This window comes from Halopelagius fulvigenes (genome assembly GCF_055398025.1).
In genome coordinates this window covers 2010820-2024890 of the sequence record NZ_AP043846.1, presented here as the reverse complement: position 1 = coordinate 2024890, position 14071 = coordinate 2010820, and the positions used below count along the sequence as shown (strand labels likewise).

15 protein-coding genes are annotated in these 14071 nt (G+C 68.0%); 11 read left to right on the top strand and 4 right to left on the bottom strand.

The genetic code is table 11. The features are described 5' to 3' along the window. Positions 1–13 precede the first annotated feature (13 nt). The 7 genes from ACZ522_RS15200 (at position 14) to ACZ522_RS15170 (ending at position 6273) form a co-directional block, all read left to right on the top strand. Positions 14–289, top strand: coding sequence for a DUF7312 domain-containing protein (locus tag ACZ522_RS15200; protein ID WP_379697813.1), 276 nt, complete (start codon positions 14–16; stop codon positions 287–289). Positions 290–431: 142 nt separating this feature from the next. Next, positions 432–2078, top strand: coding sequence for a BGTF surface domain-containing protein (locus tag ACZ522_RS15195; RefSeq protein WP_379697816.1), 1647 nt, complete (start codon positions 432–434; stop codon positions 2076–2078). Further along, positions 2075–2311 carry a hypothetical protein gene (locus tag ACZ522_RS15190; RefSeq protein WP_379697819.1) on the top strand — a complete coding sequence of 79 codons (237 nt, stop codon included), beginning with the start codon at positions 2075–2077 and terminating at the stop codon, positions 2309–2311. Before ACZ522_RS15195 ends, ACZ522_RS15190 begins: the two co-directional genes overlap by 4 nt. A gap of 97 nt (positions 2312–2408) precedes the next feature. After that, positions 2409–3539, top strand: a complete 1131-nt coding sequence (locus ACZ522_RS15185; RefSeq protein ID WP_379697822.1) for a restriction endonuclease — start codon at positions 2409–2411, stop codon at positions 3537–3539. 80 nt (positions 3540–3619) lie between these two features. After that, positions 3620–4201, top strand: coding sequence for an NfeD family protein (locus tag ACZ522_RS15180; RefSeq protein WP_379697825.1), 582 nt, complete (start codon positions 3620–3622; stop codon positions 4199–4201). Between the two features lie 121 nt (positions 4202–4322). Beyond that, entirely contained in the window at positions 4323–5555 is a 1233-nt protein-coding gene (locus ACZ522_RS15175) for an SPFH domain-containing protein (RefSeq protein ID WP_379699898.1), read from the top strand. Between the two features lie 94 nt (positions 5556–5649). Beyond that, the gene (locus tag ACZ522_RS15170; protein ID WP_379697828.1) at positions 5650–6273 is read left to right on the top strand and encodes a winged helix-turn-helix transcriptional regulator; all 624 of its coding nucleotides are present in this window, start codon (positions 5650–5652) and stop codon (positions 6271–6273) included. 141 nt (positions 6274–6414) lie between these two features. On the opposite strand, the gene ACZ522_RS15165 is transcribed toward ACZ522_RS15170, so the two are convergent. After that, positions 6415–6657 carry a winged helix-turn-helix domain-containing protein gene (locus ACZ522_RS15165; RefSeq protein WP_379697831.1) on the bottom strand — a complete coding sequence of 81 codons (243 nt, stop codon included), beginning with the start codon at positions 6655–6657 and terminating at the stop codon, positions 6415–6417. Between the two features lie 229 nt (positions 6658–6886). On the opposite strand from ACZ522_RS15165, the gene ACZ522_RS15160 reads away from it, so the two are divergent. Continuing rightward, positions 6887–8734, top strand: coding sequence for a flippase-like domain-containing protein (locus ACZ522_RS15160; protein ID WP_379697834.1), 1848 nt, complete (start codon positions 6887–6889; stop codon positions 8732–8734). A 138-nt stretch (positions 8735–8872) separates the two neighbouring features. Here the strand turns inward: ACZ522_RS15160 and yjjX are convergent, their stop codons facing one another. After that, complete coding sequence (yjjX, locus tag ACZ522_RS15155) at positions 8873–9382, bottom strand: inosine/xanthosine triphosphatase (RefSeq protein WP_379697836.1); 510 nt, start codon at positions 9380–9382, stop codon at positions 8873–8875. Between the two features lie 48 nt (positions 9383–9430). Continuing rightward, a complete protein-coding gene (locus ACZ522_RS15150) occupies positions 9431–10207 on the bottom strand; it encodes a helical backbone metal receptor (RefSeq protein WP_379697839.1) in 777 nt (258 codons plus the stop codon). 217 nt (positions 10208–10424) lie between these two features. Here ACZ522_RS15150 and ACZ522_RS15145 point away from each other — a divergent pair, with 217 nt between their 5' ends. The 3 genes from ACZ522_RS15145 to ACZ522_RS15135 all read left to right on the top strand — a co-directional run bounded on the left by ACZ522_RS15145 (position 10425) and on the right by ACZ522_RS15135 (position 12804). Continuing rightward, entirely contained in the window at positions 10425–11477 is a 1053-nt protein-coding gene (locus ACZ522_RS15145; protein WP_379697842.1) for a transcription initiation factor IIB, read from the top strand. A 158-nt stretch (positions 11478–11635) separates the two neighbouring features. Beyond that, positions 11636–12340: a type I 3-dehydroquinate dehydratase gene (locus ACZ522_RS15140; RefSeq protein ID WP_379697844.1), complete on the top strand. Its 705-nt coding sequence runs from the start codon at positions 11636–11638 to the stop codon at positions 12338–12340. Between the two features lie 26 nt (positions 12341–12366). After that, positions 12367–12804, top strand: coding sequence for a DUF7575 domain-containing protein (locus ACZ522_RS15135; protein WP_379697846.1), 438 nt, complete (start codon positions 12367–12369; stop codon positions 12802–12804). A gap of 28 nt (positions 12805–12832) precedes the next feature. Here the strand turns inward: ACZ522_RS15135 and ACZ522_RS15130 are convergent, their stop codons facing one another. Next, a complete protein-coding gene (locus ACZ522_RS15130; RefSeq protein ID WP_379697848.1) occupies positions 12833–14023 on the bottom strand; it encodes a 3-dehydroquinate synthase II in 1191 nt (396 codons plus the stop codon). Between the last annotated feature and the right edge of the window lie 48 nt (positions 14024–14071).

Genomic DNA, 14071 nt, shown 5'->3' with positions numbered 1-14071 from the left:
CTACCGTCCGACGATGGACCGACCCGACGACACTGAATCCGCCCGCGAGGGGCGGACTCCCTCGAACCGGGCGCAGTCCGACGAGGACGAGGCCGCGCGGACGGCCGAGGAGGGGGCGACGCCCACCGAGGGGACCGCCGGCCTGTTCTGGTCCGAGGACGACGACGCGGAGACGCCCGAACTCGAACCGCTCGAACCCGGGCGGCCGTCGCCCGAGAACGTCCTGTTCGTCGTCCTCGGCGCACTCGGCACCGTCGCCCTCGTCCTGACCGCCGTCTCGCCGCTCTGAGGCGCGGACGGCCGACACGGGACCCGAGGGCGTCGAAGCGGCCGAATCCGGGCCGTTGGATTATCAATTCTGAGTACCCGACCGTAGTCTTTTATGGGTGATGCCGGGTAGAGGTGCGTAACGTCCCGCGCCGGGCATTCCGATGAGACGCACACACATACTCGCGACGGTGGTGGCGACGATACTCGTCGTCGCCGCGGTTCCCGTCCCAGCAGACGCCCTCACGACAGCCCCCGGTTCGAACGACGCCGTCGCGTTCGACGTTGACGAGACGCAGAGCGTCTCGTCCGCCAACCAGAACGCTTTGCGTTCTGGTGACGTCGCAGAACACGGTTCTGCGGGCAGTGAGACGCAGTCTCGAAACGTTGCCGACGCCTCCGGTTCGTTTCCGGGTGGCAACGTGACGGTCACTCGCGGCGATAGAGTGACGTTCACCGTCAGTCACTCCGGCCCCGCGAACGTGACCATCGGCGGCCCGGACTACGGCTATCACCTCCGAATTCACCTCGGCGGGTCCGGTACCGACGAGGTTTCCATCGACACGTACGCGACGACGAGCGCCGACCCCGACACGTACGTCACGGGCGGCGACGCCACGTTGGTCGGACCGAGCGGAGGCCTCGACGAACCGCTCGAACCCGGCGATTACCTCGTGCGCGTCGACGTGGCCGGCGTCGAACGTGACATCGCGACACTGACGGTCGAACCGCGCGGAGGGATGAGCGCTCAGACGTTCGTCGCCCCCGGCGAGTTCGACCCGAACTCCGTGAACGCGGGCAACGACGGGAACGCCAACGTCGGCCCCCTCACCGGCGTGGCGTCCGCGAGGGGAACCGTCGCCAAGGGCGACTACGCGGTGGTGAAAATCGAAGAGAGCGGATTGGAGACGGCGCTCAACGCCAGCGACCTGAGCGGCGGTGAGGCGGCCAACGGCGTGAAACTGACCTTCACGCAGACGGCCCCCGGCCCGAACCGCGACCCCACCACCTACCTCGCGCACGGAACGACCGACGGAGCGAAAGAAGCGAACGTGACCGTCTACCCGGCCTTCGGGAGCGACCACGTGTACGTCGTCTGGGACACCTCGAACGTCTCCCTCTCGCGGCAGTCCGAGCGGAACCGATACGAGGCCCGTCTGACCCTGACCGAGGGGAACTCGCTGGTGGACGAGGAGACGGTGGTGGCAGCGACGCCCGTCCGGTTGGTCCGTCAGACGGTGAGTCTCTCCCCCGAGACGGACCACGTCCACCTCCCGTGGGAGAACGACACGTACGTCGTCTCCGGGCGGACGAACCGCGCGCCGAACACGACGCTCGAAGTTCGGATCCGGTCGCCCGACCCGAACGCCTTCCTCCAGATTCGCCCGATGACGGTGGACGGAGACGGGCGGTTCAGGGCGTCGTTCGACCTCGGTGACGTCTCCCGCGGCGCGAACGCGACGATGTGGGTGCGCGACCACTACTTGGAGACGATGCAGGAGGTGGCGATAGTCGCCCCCGACCCGAGCGTCACCATCGACGACCAGGACCCCGGCGACGACCCCGAACTGACCGTCGCGCGCGCCGAAGTCCCCGAGGGCGGGTTCGTCAGACTCGTAGACGAGGGGGGAACCGCCGTGGGGCGGTCGAACTACCTCGAACCGGGCCGCCACGAGAACGTCTCGGCGTCGCTTTCGATGCCCCTGTACGACTCTCAGACGATACGCGCCGAACTCGTCGCCGACCGGACGGCGACGAGGCGTACGACGCCGGGAACGACACTGCGTACCTCCGAAACGGCTCCGCGGTGAACGACACCGCGTACGTCGAGTTCCCCGCGGCGCCGACGGAGACCGCGACGCCGACGCCGGAACCGACGGCGACGCCGACGCCGGAACCGACGACGACGCGGTACCCGATTCTGACGGAGACGCCGTTGGACCCCTCGGAGGCGTCGAAGTCGAGCATCCCGCTTCCGATACCCGTGACCCTCACCGCGCTTCTCGCGGCGGCACTCCTCCTCGCCCGACGGAGGGAGAACTGATGACCGTGTTTCAGCCCGCACCTACCACCCCGACGCGTCGAACCGACCCCGCCGAGACGACACCGCACGCCCCGCCGCGGAGCGGAGGTGACGGGCGGTGATTCCCGAGTTGGAACCGGAGGACTTCGTGTCGTTCCTCGGCGACCTCTGGGGCGAACGCGGGTGGGAGACGACGGTGCAGGAGCGAGCGAACGGGACGTACTTCATCATCGGCGAACGCGGCGACGGCAGGCGGGGCGTCCTGTTCGTCTTCCCGACGACCGAGTCGCACGTCTCCGGTCAGCACCTCCGCCGGTTCGTGACGCTCTGCGGGAAGAAGGGCGTGGACGTGGCCGTCGTCGCCACCCAAGGCGCGTACGCCGACGAGGCGCGGAAGATAGCCGACGCGAAGGGTATCCACCTCCTCGATCGGACCACGCTCGAAGGGACCGTCGAGGAGGGCGGCTTCCACCACGTCCTCCGGAAGTACACCGGCGGCGGTCCGTTGGACCCGATTCTCGCGAAACTCAGGGCGCTCGGACTCCCCGTCCCCGAGACGCTCCCCTTCGACCTGCCGTTCGACCCGGCCGAGTTGCAGGCGCGGATCCGGAGCAGACTCGGCGGCTACAGCGACGGAACCGACGACTCGAACGCCGACGGGCCGCCCCCGGACGGCGAGGGAGACGGCGGCGGCGGCGGGCGATTCGACGCGCTTCCGGTGTCGCCGCGGACGCTCCTCCCCGTCGTCGTCGCGGTGGTGCTGTTGGTCGTCGCCGGGTCGGCCACGGGAGCGCTCACCGTCCCCGGGATGGGCAGCGGCGGGGGGGACACGGCGGTGTCCGCCGTCTCGACCGCCGGCGCGAACGCCGCCCTCGACGTCCGCTGGAACGCCGAGACGACCGACAGTGTCACGATAAACGGGACGACGTACGACGCGCCGGAGAACGAGACGTTCGTCGTCGTCCGGATGAACGTGACGAGTCTCTCGGAGTCGCCGGAGCAGCTGTCCCAAGCGCAGTTGGCGCTGGAGGTGGCGGGCGACCGGTACGGTTACCAACCGCTCCGGAACAGCACCGGGTTCCCGTCGGCGGGCCTGTTCGCGCCGGGCGAGTCGCGGGAGGTGTGGACGGTGTTCTCCGTCCCCGCCGACGCCGAGAGCGGGACGCTCCTCGTCCGGTCGGGCGAGGACGTTCCGGGCGTGAAGTTCACGAGAGACACCGCCATCTCCGCGGAAGCGACCGAACTCTGACGGATGGGTCGGCCGCGCCGCCGGATGAAATTCGGCGATGGCGTGACAATCCTTAATCGGGAGCGTTCCATAGGTCCGCTATGCTCGGGTCGTCGCTCTCGCCGTTGCAGCTCTCCATCGGGCCGGAGGCGTTGCCGCTTCTCCTCGTCACGGCCGGACTCGGACTCACCCTCGCCGAGGCCCTCGCGCCGGGCGCGCACTTCATCGTCCTCGGCATCGCCCTCCTCGCGGCCGGACTCGTGGGACTCGTCATTCCGTTCGCCGGACCCATCGTCCTCGGCCTCCTCGTCCTCGTCTTCGGCGCGTTGGCGCTGTACGGCTACCGCGAACTGGACATCTACGGCGGGAAGGGGACGGGCCGAACGTCGGACTCCACGTCGCTCCGCGGGAAGACCGGTCGCGTGACCGAACGCGTGACGCCGACGGGCGGCGAGATAAAGCTGCTCGACGGCGGCGGCTTCAACCCCTACTACGCCGCGCGGTCCGTGAGCGGAGAGATGGCCGAGGGGACGGAGGTCATCATCGTCGACCCCGGCGGGGGCAACGTGGTGACGGTCGAATCGCTCGAGGCGCCGCAGGACGAGATAGACCGCGAACTCGCGCGGGGGCGCGCCCGCACCGAACGCGACGCAGGCGTCGAGTCGGAGACCGAACGCACCTGAACGCGGCCGAACGACCCGACCCGGCCGGCCCGTCGGCGGATTCGGTCGCGTCGCTCGGTTCGCTCGTCATTGTCTCGGGCTAACACTTATCCGCACAACTCACCAACCCCCGGGTATGGTAGTGGACCCCGTAGCACTCCAACTCGGCCTCGGTTTCGGATCGTTCGCCGTCGGACTGTTAGTCCTCCTTCTCGCGGTCGTCACCGTCTACCAGATGGTGGAGATCGTCGACGCCTACGAGAAGAAGGCGCTGACCGTGTTCGGCGAGTACCGGAAGCTGCTCGAACCGGGTATCAACTTCATCCCGCCGTTCGTCTCGCGGACGTACGCCTTCGACATGCGGACGCAGACGCTCGACGTCCCCCGGCAGGAGGCCATCACGCGGGACAACTCGCCGGTCACCGCCGACGCCGTCGTCTACATTAAGGTGATGGACGCGAAGAAGGCGTTCCTCGAAGTCGACGACTACAAGAAGGCCGTGTCGAACCTCGCGCAGACGACGCTCCGCGCCGTGCTGGGCGACATGGAGCTCGACGACACGCTGAACAAGCGACAGGAGATAAACGCGCGCATCCGCAAGGAACTCGACGAACCCACGGACGAGTGGGGCGTCCGCGTCGAGAGCGTCGAAGTCCGCGAGGTCAACCCCTCCCAGGACGTCCAGCAGGCGATGGAGCAACAGACCTCCGCGGAACGCCGCCGCCGCGCGATGATCCTCGAAGCGCAGGGTGAACGTCGCTCCGCCGTCGAGACGGCCGAGGGTGAGAAGCAGTCGAACATCATCCGCGCGCAGGGTGAAAAGCAGAGCCAGATCCTCGAAGCGCAGGGTGACGCCATCTCGACGGTCCTCCGCGCGAAGTCCGCCGAGTCGATGGGCGAACGCGCCATCATCGAGAAGGGCATGGAGACGCTCGAAACCATCGGGCAGGGCGAGTCCACGACGTTCGTCCTCCCGCAGGAGCTCACTTCGCTCCTCGGCCGCTACGGCCGCCAGCTCTCCAACAGCGACGTGCAGGAACAGGCCGGCCTCGACAGCCTCGACTTCGACGCCGAGACGCGGGAGCTCATCGGCCTAGACGACATTGAGGAGATTCTCGGCCAGATAGACGAAGCCGCCGAGATGGACGTCGAAGAGCTCGAACAGGAGGCGCAGGCCATCAAGGAGGGGGCCGACCCCGACATCAAGAGCGCCGACGAGATAATCACGGAGGCGGACACGGAGGACAAAGCGAACATCCGCGACTCCGACGAGGTCGTAGACGACGGTGCCGGCGGCGCGGCCGCCGCCGGGGGAACGTCGGCGGACGGCCCCCCCTCCGACGAGGACGCGGAGGTCGAACGAGAGGTCGAATAGGAAAGAAAGTCTCGGAATCGTACGTATTAACGCCTCACTACAAAATGGAGCGAAGCGCTTTTGCACTCGACCTCCCGTATTTGAGGTAGTACCGATGGCAGACAACGGGGTAGACGAGGAAAAACGGGCCACGCTGCGGCGATTCGCCGCGCTCGGGGCCGCAACGCCGCTCGTGGGGTTCGGAGACGACGAGAGCGAGACCGAATCCGGCGAAACCGGAAGCGACGCGCGCGACGCGATCGTGGGGTACGTGGCCGCGACGCCGGGGGCGCACTTCTCGAAGATACGCGACGACCTGAAACTGGGGACGGGGGAGACGCAGTACCACCTCCGGCACCTCCTGGAGGAGGGCGTCGTGGAGTCGCGCCGCGACGGTGACTACAAGCGGTTCTTCCCGACGGACCGGTTCGAAGAGTTCGAGCAGGTGTCGCTCGGCTACCTGCGCCGTTCGACGCCGCGCGGGATGCTCGTCGAACTGCTCCGTGACCCGGAGGCGACCGGGTCCGACCTCGCGGGCCGACTCGACGTGTCGCGTGCGACGGTGAGCACGTACGCGCGGGAGCTCGACGAGGCGGGACTGCTCTCGCGAGAGGACGGCTACGCCGTGCGCCGCCCGGAGACGGTCATCACGCTGTTGATCCGCTACGCGGACTCGTTCGGGCCCGACGCCGCCGCGTTCGCCGACGACGCCTCGCGGTTCATCCGCTTCGACCCGTAAGCGTCGTCGCGGTTGCGGCGTCGCTGTCGGCGATACCTTCTCGAAAAACGAGCGTCACCGAGAGCGACGACGCCGCCGAACGTCGGCGGTGCGTCCGCGTCTCGTCGTCCTGTCGCGGTGGTACGGTCAGTTAACGTGGGCTTAGACGGTCACTTTCCACGTCGTGCCCGAGGAGTAGCCCCACTTCTCGACGGTCACGTCGTACTCGTCCGACAGGAGCGCTCGCATGTTGGCCCCGACTTCCTTCGCCGAGAGACCGAGATCCTCCGCGATGAGACGGGACTTGAAGTACATCTGGTCGGGCGCGTTCGATTCGAGGTAGTTGAGGATGCGACGCTGTTTCTCGCTGAGGTCGGTCGTCGCGGCGGAGGCGGTGGTGCTCATACTACACGAAAGGCGACAATGGGGTATGAGGGGTTTGGTACGAGCGCTTAACACGCCGTCGTCGTGCGGTTTTCTCCCCCCGACCCCCCCGCCCGCTGGGGCGACAGTCCGTTGCAGGTACAGTCGTCTAACAGTACCATAATCTAGACTATCAGGCGCTCAGGGTGCGTTTGACGGCCAAATACGAAGACAGAAAATTCATACCTGCGGGCCGCCCACGAGGAATACAATGGGTCGTCCGACCGCAAGCAACGCGGTCGACGCTTCACGCGCCGTCGAAGTGAGCGTCGTCCTTCCCGCGTACAACGAAGAGAACACTATCGAACGGACCGTCGAGACGACGCTCTCGGCGCTCTCTTCGTTCCTCCCCGACGACGCCTTCGAGGTCATCGTCGCCGAAGACGGCTGTTCGGACCGAACGCCCGAACTGGCCGAAGAGATGGCCGCCGCCGACCCGCGCGTCCGCCACTTCCACAGCGACGAACGGTTGGGGCGCGGCGGCGCACTCGAACACGCGTTCGAGGCGGCCGCGGGCGACGTTCTCGTCTACTTCGACACCGACCTCGCGACGGACATGCGACACCTCGAAGAACTGGTCGAACGCGTGCGCTCGGGCGACTGCGACGTCGCCACCGGGTCGCGGTGGATGCCGGAGAACGTCGCCGACCGGCCCGCCAAGCGCGGCGTGCCGAGTCGCGCGTACAACGTCCTCGTGCGCCTCTTCCTCCAGTCCGACCTCCGGGACCACCAGTGCGGCTTCAAGGCGTTCTCCCGGGAGGTGTTCGAGACGCTCCGCGACGGTGTGGAGGACGAACACTGGTTCTGGGACACGGAGATGCTCGTCCGCGCCCAACGCGAGGGGTTCGAGGTCGGCGAGTTCGCCGTCGATTGGACGCCGCAGAGCGACACGAAGGTGGACCTCGTCCGCGACGTGTTCGGCATGGGGAGCCAGATACTTCGGGCGTGGTGGCAGCTGTCGGTTCGCCCGCGCATCACGCGCAGAGTCGCGTTAGTCGCCGGCGCGGTCCTGACCGTCGCCGCGATGCTTCTCATGACGCAGTACATCGACTTCGGGGCCGTCCTCTCGGAGGTCAGGCAGGCCGACATGACCTTCGTCGCCGTCGCCACCGTCATCTACATCCTCTCGTGGCCCGTCCGCGGCGTCCGCTACCGCGACATCCTCGAAGAGTTGGGCTACCGGGAGAAGGCGAGCTTTCTCACCGGCGCGGTGTTCATCAGTCAGACCGGGAACCTCGTGTTCCCCGCGCGCGCGGGCGACCTCATCCGCGCGTACGTGGTGAAGGCGCGGCGTGGCATCCCCTACCCGACGGGGTTCGCCTCCCTCGCGGCCGAACGCGTCTTCGACCTCCTCACGATAGCCGGCATGGCGGGCGTCGTCCTCGTGGGCTACACCGTGACCGGAGAGACCGCCGAACTGGCGGCGACGCTCGTCGGCGCGGAGGAGGCCGGGCTGGTCGCCGTCGTCGTCGCGACACTCGTCGGTCTGGCCGCCGTCGTCGCCGTCGCCGTCATCGCCCTCACCGCCCGGTCGGACAGCAACTTCGCGGGGAGTCTCGTCCGCCGGGCGAGTTCCGACTCCTACGCGGAGTACGTCGCGGGCGTCGTCGAACGGTTCGCGGGCGACTTGCAGACCGTCGCCGGGACGCGACGCGGGTTCGCCCGCGTCGGCGCGTCGAGCGTCGTCATCTGGACGCTGGACGTCATCACGGCGGTCGTCATCCTCGCGGCGTTCGACCCCGGACTCGGAGTCGTCGAACTCCTCGCCGTCGGCTTCTTCGCCGTCAGCGTCGGCAACCTCGCGAAGGTGCTCCCCCTCTCGCCCGGCGGCGTCGGCCTCTACGAAGGCGCGTTCACCCTGCTGGTCATGGGCCTGACCGACGTGGGCCCCTCCATCGCCATCGGCGCGGCGGTGCTCGACCACGCGCTGAAGAACGTCATCACCATCATCGGCGGGTACGCCTCGATGATCGGCCTGAACGTCTCCCTGACGACCGCCGTCGAGGAGACGCGCGACGTGAAAGACGCCCCCGAGGGAGCGGCGAAACTCGACGACTGATACCCACCTTTTTCTGCTTCGGGTGCGCTTCGCGCACCCTCACCGCAAAAATCTGGACCAAAAAGGCCGACTCAGCCGTCGAAGACGGCTTCGTCGGTGAACCGCACGCCTTCGGCGCGCGGATGTTCTTACGGCCAACTACCGATACAACTCGCTCACGAACGGCGCGAGGGCCGCCGTCACCGCCGATTCGAGCGCGTCCGTCCGGGACATCCGGCCGCCGGTGAACGCGCCGGCCGCGCCCTGCTTCTTTGCCACGTCTTCGGTCCCGAGAACGTCGTCCATCACCGGCCCGAGTTCCTCGCCGGCCCGCACCCTGTCCGCGATTCGGTCGGGGAGGCGCAGGCTCGGCCCCGCGCCGTACCCCGTCGTCTCGCCGTCGGTGACGGCGGCCCACATCACCAAGAACAGGTCGTCGGACCCCTCGAAGGAGGCCACACCCCCCTCGATGCCGACGCCGAAGTCGTACGCGCCCGCGTCGAGGGCGGCGACGGCGCGGTTCTCCGCGCCGGTGCGCGTCTCCGCGTGCCCCGTCGGTTGCTCCGAGACGCCCGAGGGCACGGACTCGGACGCCACGGTCGCCTCGTCGAAGGCGCGTTCCGTCGCGTCACGCTTCACCGGATTTCCGCTGCCGACTGCGACTCGCATGCCCGCCGGTTCCGCGTCGGCGGGGATGTGCGTGTCGCTTTCGGCGACTCACTCGCCGCCGTGAAGGAGAGACGAGAGCGTCTCGATACCCTCGACGAGGCGGGGACTCGGCTGGTTCAACAGGTCGTCGTCTACGACGTGAACGTCGGCGTCGACGTTCCACCCGCGGGCGCGGAACGACTCGGGGTCCACCCGGTCGCCGTGGCCGCAGACGTGCAACACGACGTGGTCGGGGTCTTCGACTTCGACCGCGGAGCGAGACACCTCTCTGGAGCGTTCGCCGGGCGGGACGAACGGGTAGCGTCCGCCGGCGGCCGCCACCGCCTCGGGGACCCAGTTGCCCGCGGCCATCGGCGGGTCGGACCACTCCTCGCAGTAGACGACCGGGCGAGGACCGTCGCCCGGTTCGTCGGCGACCGACTCTCGGACCGCCGCGAGTCGGTTCCGCGCCTCCGCGGCGAGTTCGGCCCCCGCCTCCGGTCGCCCGACGGCGCGACCCAGCGTCTCGAAGGAGTCTACGACGGCCGCTAACCCGTCGGGTTCGACGTGGCAGACGTCGAAGCCCCGGTCGAGGAGTTCGTCGCGGACGTCCGCCTGCAAGCCGTCGCTGGTGCAGACGAGGTCGGGGTCTAACTCGGCGATGCGGTCGTAGTCGGGGTTCAACCACCCGCCGACGACCGGCCGGTCCAACTCGCAGTGCGTCGTAACGCCGACGACGATGTCGTCCGCGCCCATCGCCGCGAGCGTCGCCGTCGAACTCGGTGCCAGCGATACGACGCGCGGTGCCCCCTCGGCCCCGCGTGCGCCCTCCGGGTCACCCTCCATACCCCCTCTCGAACGTGTGAGCGCAAAGGAGTTACGCGAAGTCAACAGTATATAAACATGAACGACACCCGTTCACAAACGTCGGAAATCGAGGCCTATCGTACGAATTCGAAGAAAATTCCGAACTGCTTATGTGGTCTTACTCGCTCTTTGGGGTACGGACCGCCTCGGGCTTTCTCAGCCGTGTTTCCGCACCGGGGCATTCGTCGCTGTACCAATGAGCGAGAAGAGCACCTTCACTCGCAGAACTGCGAGAACGAGAGAGGAACCGAAAGAGCGGACCGGCGAGAAACGGAACGCCGACTCCGCGGGAGAGAAGTGGGGGCGACCGGCGGACGAATCCGAGACGGAGTCGGAGACGACCGACGAGGAACTGACGTGCCCGGAGTGCGGCGGCAACGTCATCACCGACGACGAACACGGGGAGACGGTCTGTGACGACTGCGGCCTCGTCATCACCGAGGACTCCGTGGACCGCGGCCCCGAGTGGCGCGCCTTCGACGCCCAGGAGAAGGACAGCAAGTCCCGCGTCGGCGCGCCGACGACGAACACGATGCATGACAAGGGTCTCTCGACCAACATCGACTGGCGCGACAAGGACGCGTACGGCAACTCGCTGTCGTCGAACCAGCGCCAGAAGATGCAGCGTCTCCGCAAGTGGAACGAGCGGTTTCGCACCCGCGACTCCAAGGAGCGCAATCTGAAGCAGGCCCTCGGCGAGATAGACCGCATGGCCTCGGCGCTCGGTCTGCCGGAGAACGTCCGCGAGACGGCCTCGGTCATCTACCGCCGCGCACTCGACGACGACCTACTGCCGGGACGCTCCATCGAGGGCGTCGCCACCTCCTGTACGTACGCCGCCGCGCGGATGGCCGGCGTCCCGCGTTCGCTCGACGAGATCACGGACGTCTCGCGTGTCGAGAAGAGCGAAGTCGCCCGGACGTACCGCTACATCGCCCGCGAACTGTCGCTGGAGGTCAAGCCAGCGGACCCAGAGCAGTACGTCCCGCGCTTCGCGTCGGAACTCGGACTCTCCGACGAGTCGAAGATGCGCGCGCGCCAACTGCTGAAGAACGCCAAGGAGAAGGGCGTCCACTCGGGCAAGTCGCCGGTCGGCCTCGCGGCCGCCGCCGTCTACGCCGCCGCCCTCCTCACGAACGAGAAGACGACGCAGGCCGCCGTCAGCGACGTCGCGGACATCTCCGAGGTCACCATCCGCAACCGCTACCACGAACTCCTCGAAGCCGAGGAGAGCCTCGGCCTCGCCTGAACTGCGCCGTTCGCCGCGGTTTTCGGTTTTATCGACGCTCGCAAGCGACCGCTCCGCTCTCCCCGCCGAACCGAGGCGATTTGACCTCTCCCCCGACGGGTTCCGGCCGATTTCGCGCGCCGGGTAAGCGTTTAGTCGCCGCACTCCGGCCTTCGAGTATGCACCTCTCGTTCGACTCGTTCGTGTTGGCGGCGGCCACCGCCGACCTCTCGGACGCCGCGGACCCCCTGGTCGACGAACACGCCGATGCGGTGGAGTTTCGGATGGACCTCGCGGATTCGGACCCCGAGTCCGCCCTCGACGCCTACGACGGAGGCGTTCCGCTCATCGCGACGAACCGCGCGTCGTGGGAGGGCGGCGAGTGCGACGACGGCGAGGACGACCGGTTGGCGGCACTCGAACGGGCGGCCGAACGGGACGTGGTGGCGGCCGTCGATATCGAACTCGACAGCCTCCTCACCCCGCGGGGCGCGGCGGCGGCCGACCGGGTTCGGGAGTCGGGCGCGTCCGTCGTGGCCTCCGTTCACGACTTCGAGGGGACGCCCGCCGCCTCCGAACTCCGCCGGAAACTCCACCGGGCGGCGACGCTCGGCGACGTGGGGAAAGTCGCGGTGACGGCGACGGACGACCGCGACGCCCTGCGACTCCTCGAAGCGACGGACGCCGCGACGACGTGGGGCGACACCGTGGCGACGATGGCGATGGGCGAGGCAGGGCGACACACGCGCGCCGTCGCGCCCGTTTACGGGTCGAAAATCGGGTACGCGCCCGTCAGACCGGCGGACGCCACCGCACCGGGCCAGTACGACTTGGAGACGCTTTCTCGACTCGTCGGCGACCTCGAAAGAAATCCGGACACTTAAGCGTCGTGACCGCTTCGGGGCAGGACATGGCGGATACGCGTCGGCGAGCGATGGTCGCCGCCCTCGTGGGCGTACTCGGTGCGAGCGTCGGCATCGCCGGCGCGGGGCACGTCTACCTCCGGCGGTGGCGCAGAGCGGTCGCGTGGTTCACGCTCGTCGTCGCCGTCGGCGTGGGCCTCGTGTTCGCGTTCGCCGACCCGACGACGGTGTCGGTGTGGGACCTCTCGGCTCTCCCTACGGAGGTGACCGGGCCGGTGTTCGCGCTCCTGTTTCTCAGCACGGTGGACGCCTACTACGTCGCCGCGCGCAGTTACCGGACGGACTCCGGCCCGCGGTGTCCGCACTGCGGCGGCGAACTCGACGCGGAGATGTCGTTCTGCCCGTGGTGCGCGACGGAACTGAAGCGTCGGCCCGAGGGCGTCGAGAACGTCGAAGTCGAGGAACGCGGCGACGAGACGAAGTAGAGAGACGGAGCGACGGGCGGAACTCGGATTACTTCTCGATGATGCTCTCTTCGACCGCCTCGCCGAAGTGGCGGGCGGTCTGTTCGTAGTAGAGGAGGATTTCGTCGCCGGCTTCGAGGTCCGTGACCGACGTGCGGCCCTCGCGCGTGTGGACCTTGATAGTCTCGGCGTTCTGCAGGAGCGTCTCCACCCTGTCGCCGTCTACGTCTGCTTCGACGCGGAACATCGGTCGCTTCTCTATCTTCACGCGCCCGACGATGGCCTCCCGCGTCCGACCGGTCTGGTCTACCACCTGCACCTCGTCGCCGCTTTTCAGCTCCGAGAGGTACTTCGTCCCGCCGTCGGGCGTCCGGACGTACGCGTGGACAGCGCCGGCGTTGACGCGGAACGGTCGGGAGGCGACGTACGGCGACTCGGCCGTCTCGGCGTGGACGAAGAAGAGACCCCGGCCCATGCTGCCGACGAGCATCCCCTCGTCGTGTTCCATCAGGTTGCCCGTGTCGACGCAGACCCGGTCGGCCATGCCGGTCCGTTCGACGGCGGTCACCTCGGCCCACCGGAGTTCGAGCGACTCGCGTTCGGCCTCGTCGCGTATCTCGACGGTTCGGCGAATCTCGTCGGGGTCGTCGCTGTCCAAGAGGACGCCGTCGGAGCCGGATTCGAGCGTCTCGAACGCCGTCTTCGCCTCCTCGGCGGAGGTGACGCCCGCGATGAGTTCCGTCTCGTCGCCGATGCGGGCGATGAGGTTCTCCAAGGGGATGATGGTCCAGTCCTCCCCGATGACGATGGTGTGGTCGGCGTCCAGGGCCGCCTCCTCGGCGAACGACTCGTAGTCCTTCGAGAGGATGCGGACGTACGCGCCGTTGGCTCTCTCGTCGTCGCGGCGGAGCGTCGTGAGGTCGGCGGAACCGGAGAAGTCGGAGGGGAGGTCCACGGTGCCGTCGCCCTCGCCGCCCTTGCCGACGAAGTAGGCGTCGGCGTTCTCGTTCGGGTCGGGCGTTTCGTCCTCCGCCTCCTCGACGTCGTCGACGAGTCGCACGTCCCCGTCGTTCCGGAAGGCGGCCACGTTCACGTCGCCGAGCGAACGGACGCGTTCGACGTCTTCCTCGTCTACGAGCACCCAATCGACCCCCGCTTCGAGGCCCGCGGTGATTCGTCGCTTCCTCGTCTCCCAATCGCCGACGGCGTCGTCGGCCTTGAGCCAGACGCTCCGAGTCATTGTGCGAACCGACACGTCAGTAGGGCTTGAACGTGGCGACTCTCAACA

Bases quoted from the DNA above. Each gene is read 5' to 3' on its own strand.
- ACZ522_RS15200 (WP_379697813.1), top strand. From the start codon at position 14: ATGGACCGACCCGACGACACTGAATCCGCCCGCGAGGGGCGGACTCCC.
- ACZ522_RS15195 (WP_379697816.1), top strand. From the start codon at position 432: ATGAGACGCACACACATACTCGCGACGGTGGTGGCGACGATACTCGTC.
- ACZ522_RS15180 (WP_379697825.1), top strand. From the start codon at position 3,620: ATGCTCGGGTCGTCGCTCTCGCCGTTGCAGCTCTCCATCGGGCCGGAG.
- ACZ522_RS15170 (WP_379697828.1), top strand. From the start codon at position 5,650: ATGGCAGACAACGGGGTAGACGAGGAAAAACGGGCCACGCTGCGGCGA.
- ACZ522_RS15165 (WP_379697831.1), bottom strand. From the start codon at position 6,657: ATGAGCACCACCGCCTCCGCCGCGACGACCGACCTCAGCGAGAAACAG.
- ACZ522_RS15160 (WP_379697834.1), top strand. From the start codon at position 6,887: ATGGGTCGTCCGACCGCAAGCAACGCGGTCGACGCTTCACGCGCCGTC.
- yjjX (WP_379697836.1), bottom strand. From the start codon at position 9,382: ATGCGAGTCGCAGTCGGCAGCGGAAATCCGGTGAAGCGTGACGCGACG.
- ACZ522_RS15150 (WP_379697839.1), bottom strand. From the start codon at position 10,207: ATGGAGGGTGACCCGGAGGGCGCACGCGGGGCCGAGGGGGCACCGCGC.
- ACZ522_RS15145 (WP_379697842.1), top strand. From the start codon at position 10,425: ATGAGCGAGAAGAGCACCTTCACTCGCAGAACTGCGAGAACGAGAGAG.
- ACZ522_RS15140 (WP_379697844.1), top strand. From the start codon at position 11,636: ATGCACCTCTCGTTCGACTCGTTCGTGTTGGCGGCGGCCACCGCCGAC.
- ACZ522_RS15135 (WP_379697846.1), top strand. From the start codon at position 12,367: ATGGCGGATACGCGTCGGCGAGCGATGGTCGCCGCCCTCGTGGGCGTA.
- ACZ522_RS15130 (WP_379697848.1), bottom strand. From the start codon at position 14,023: ATGACTCGGAGCGTCTGGCTCAAGGCCGACGACGCCGTCGGCGATTGG.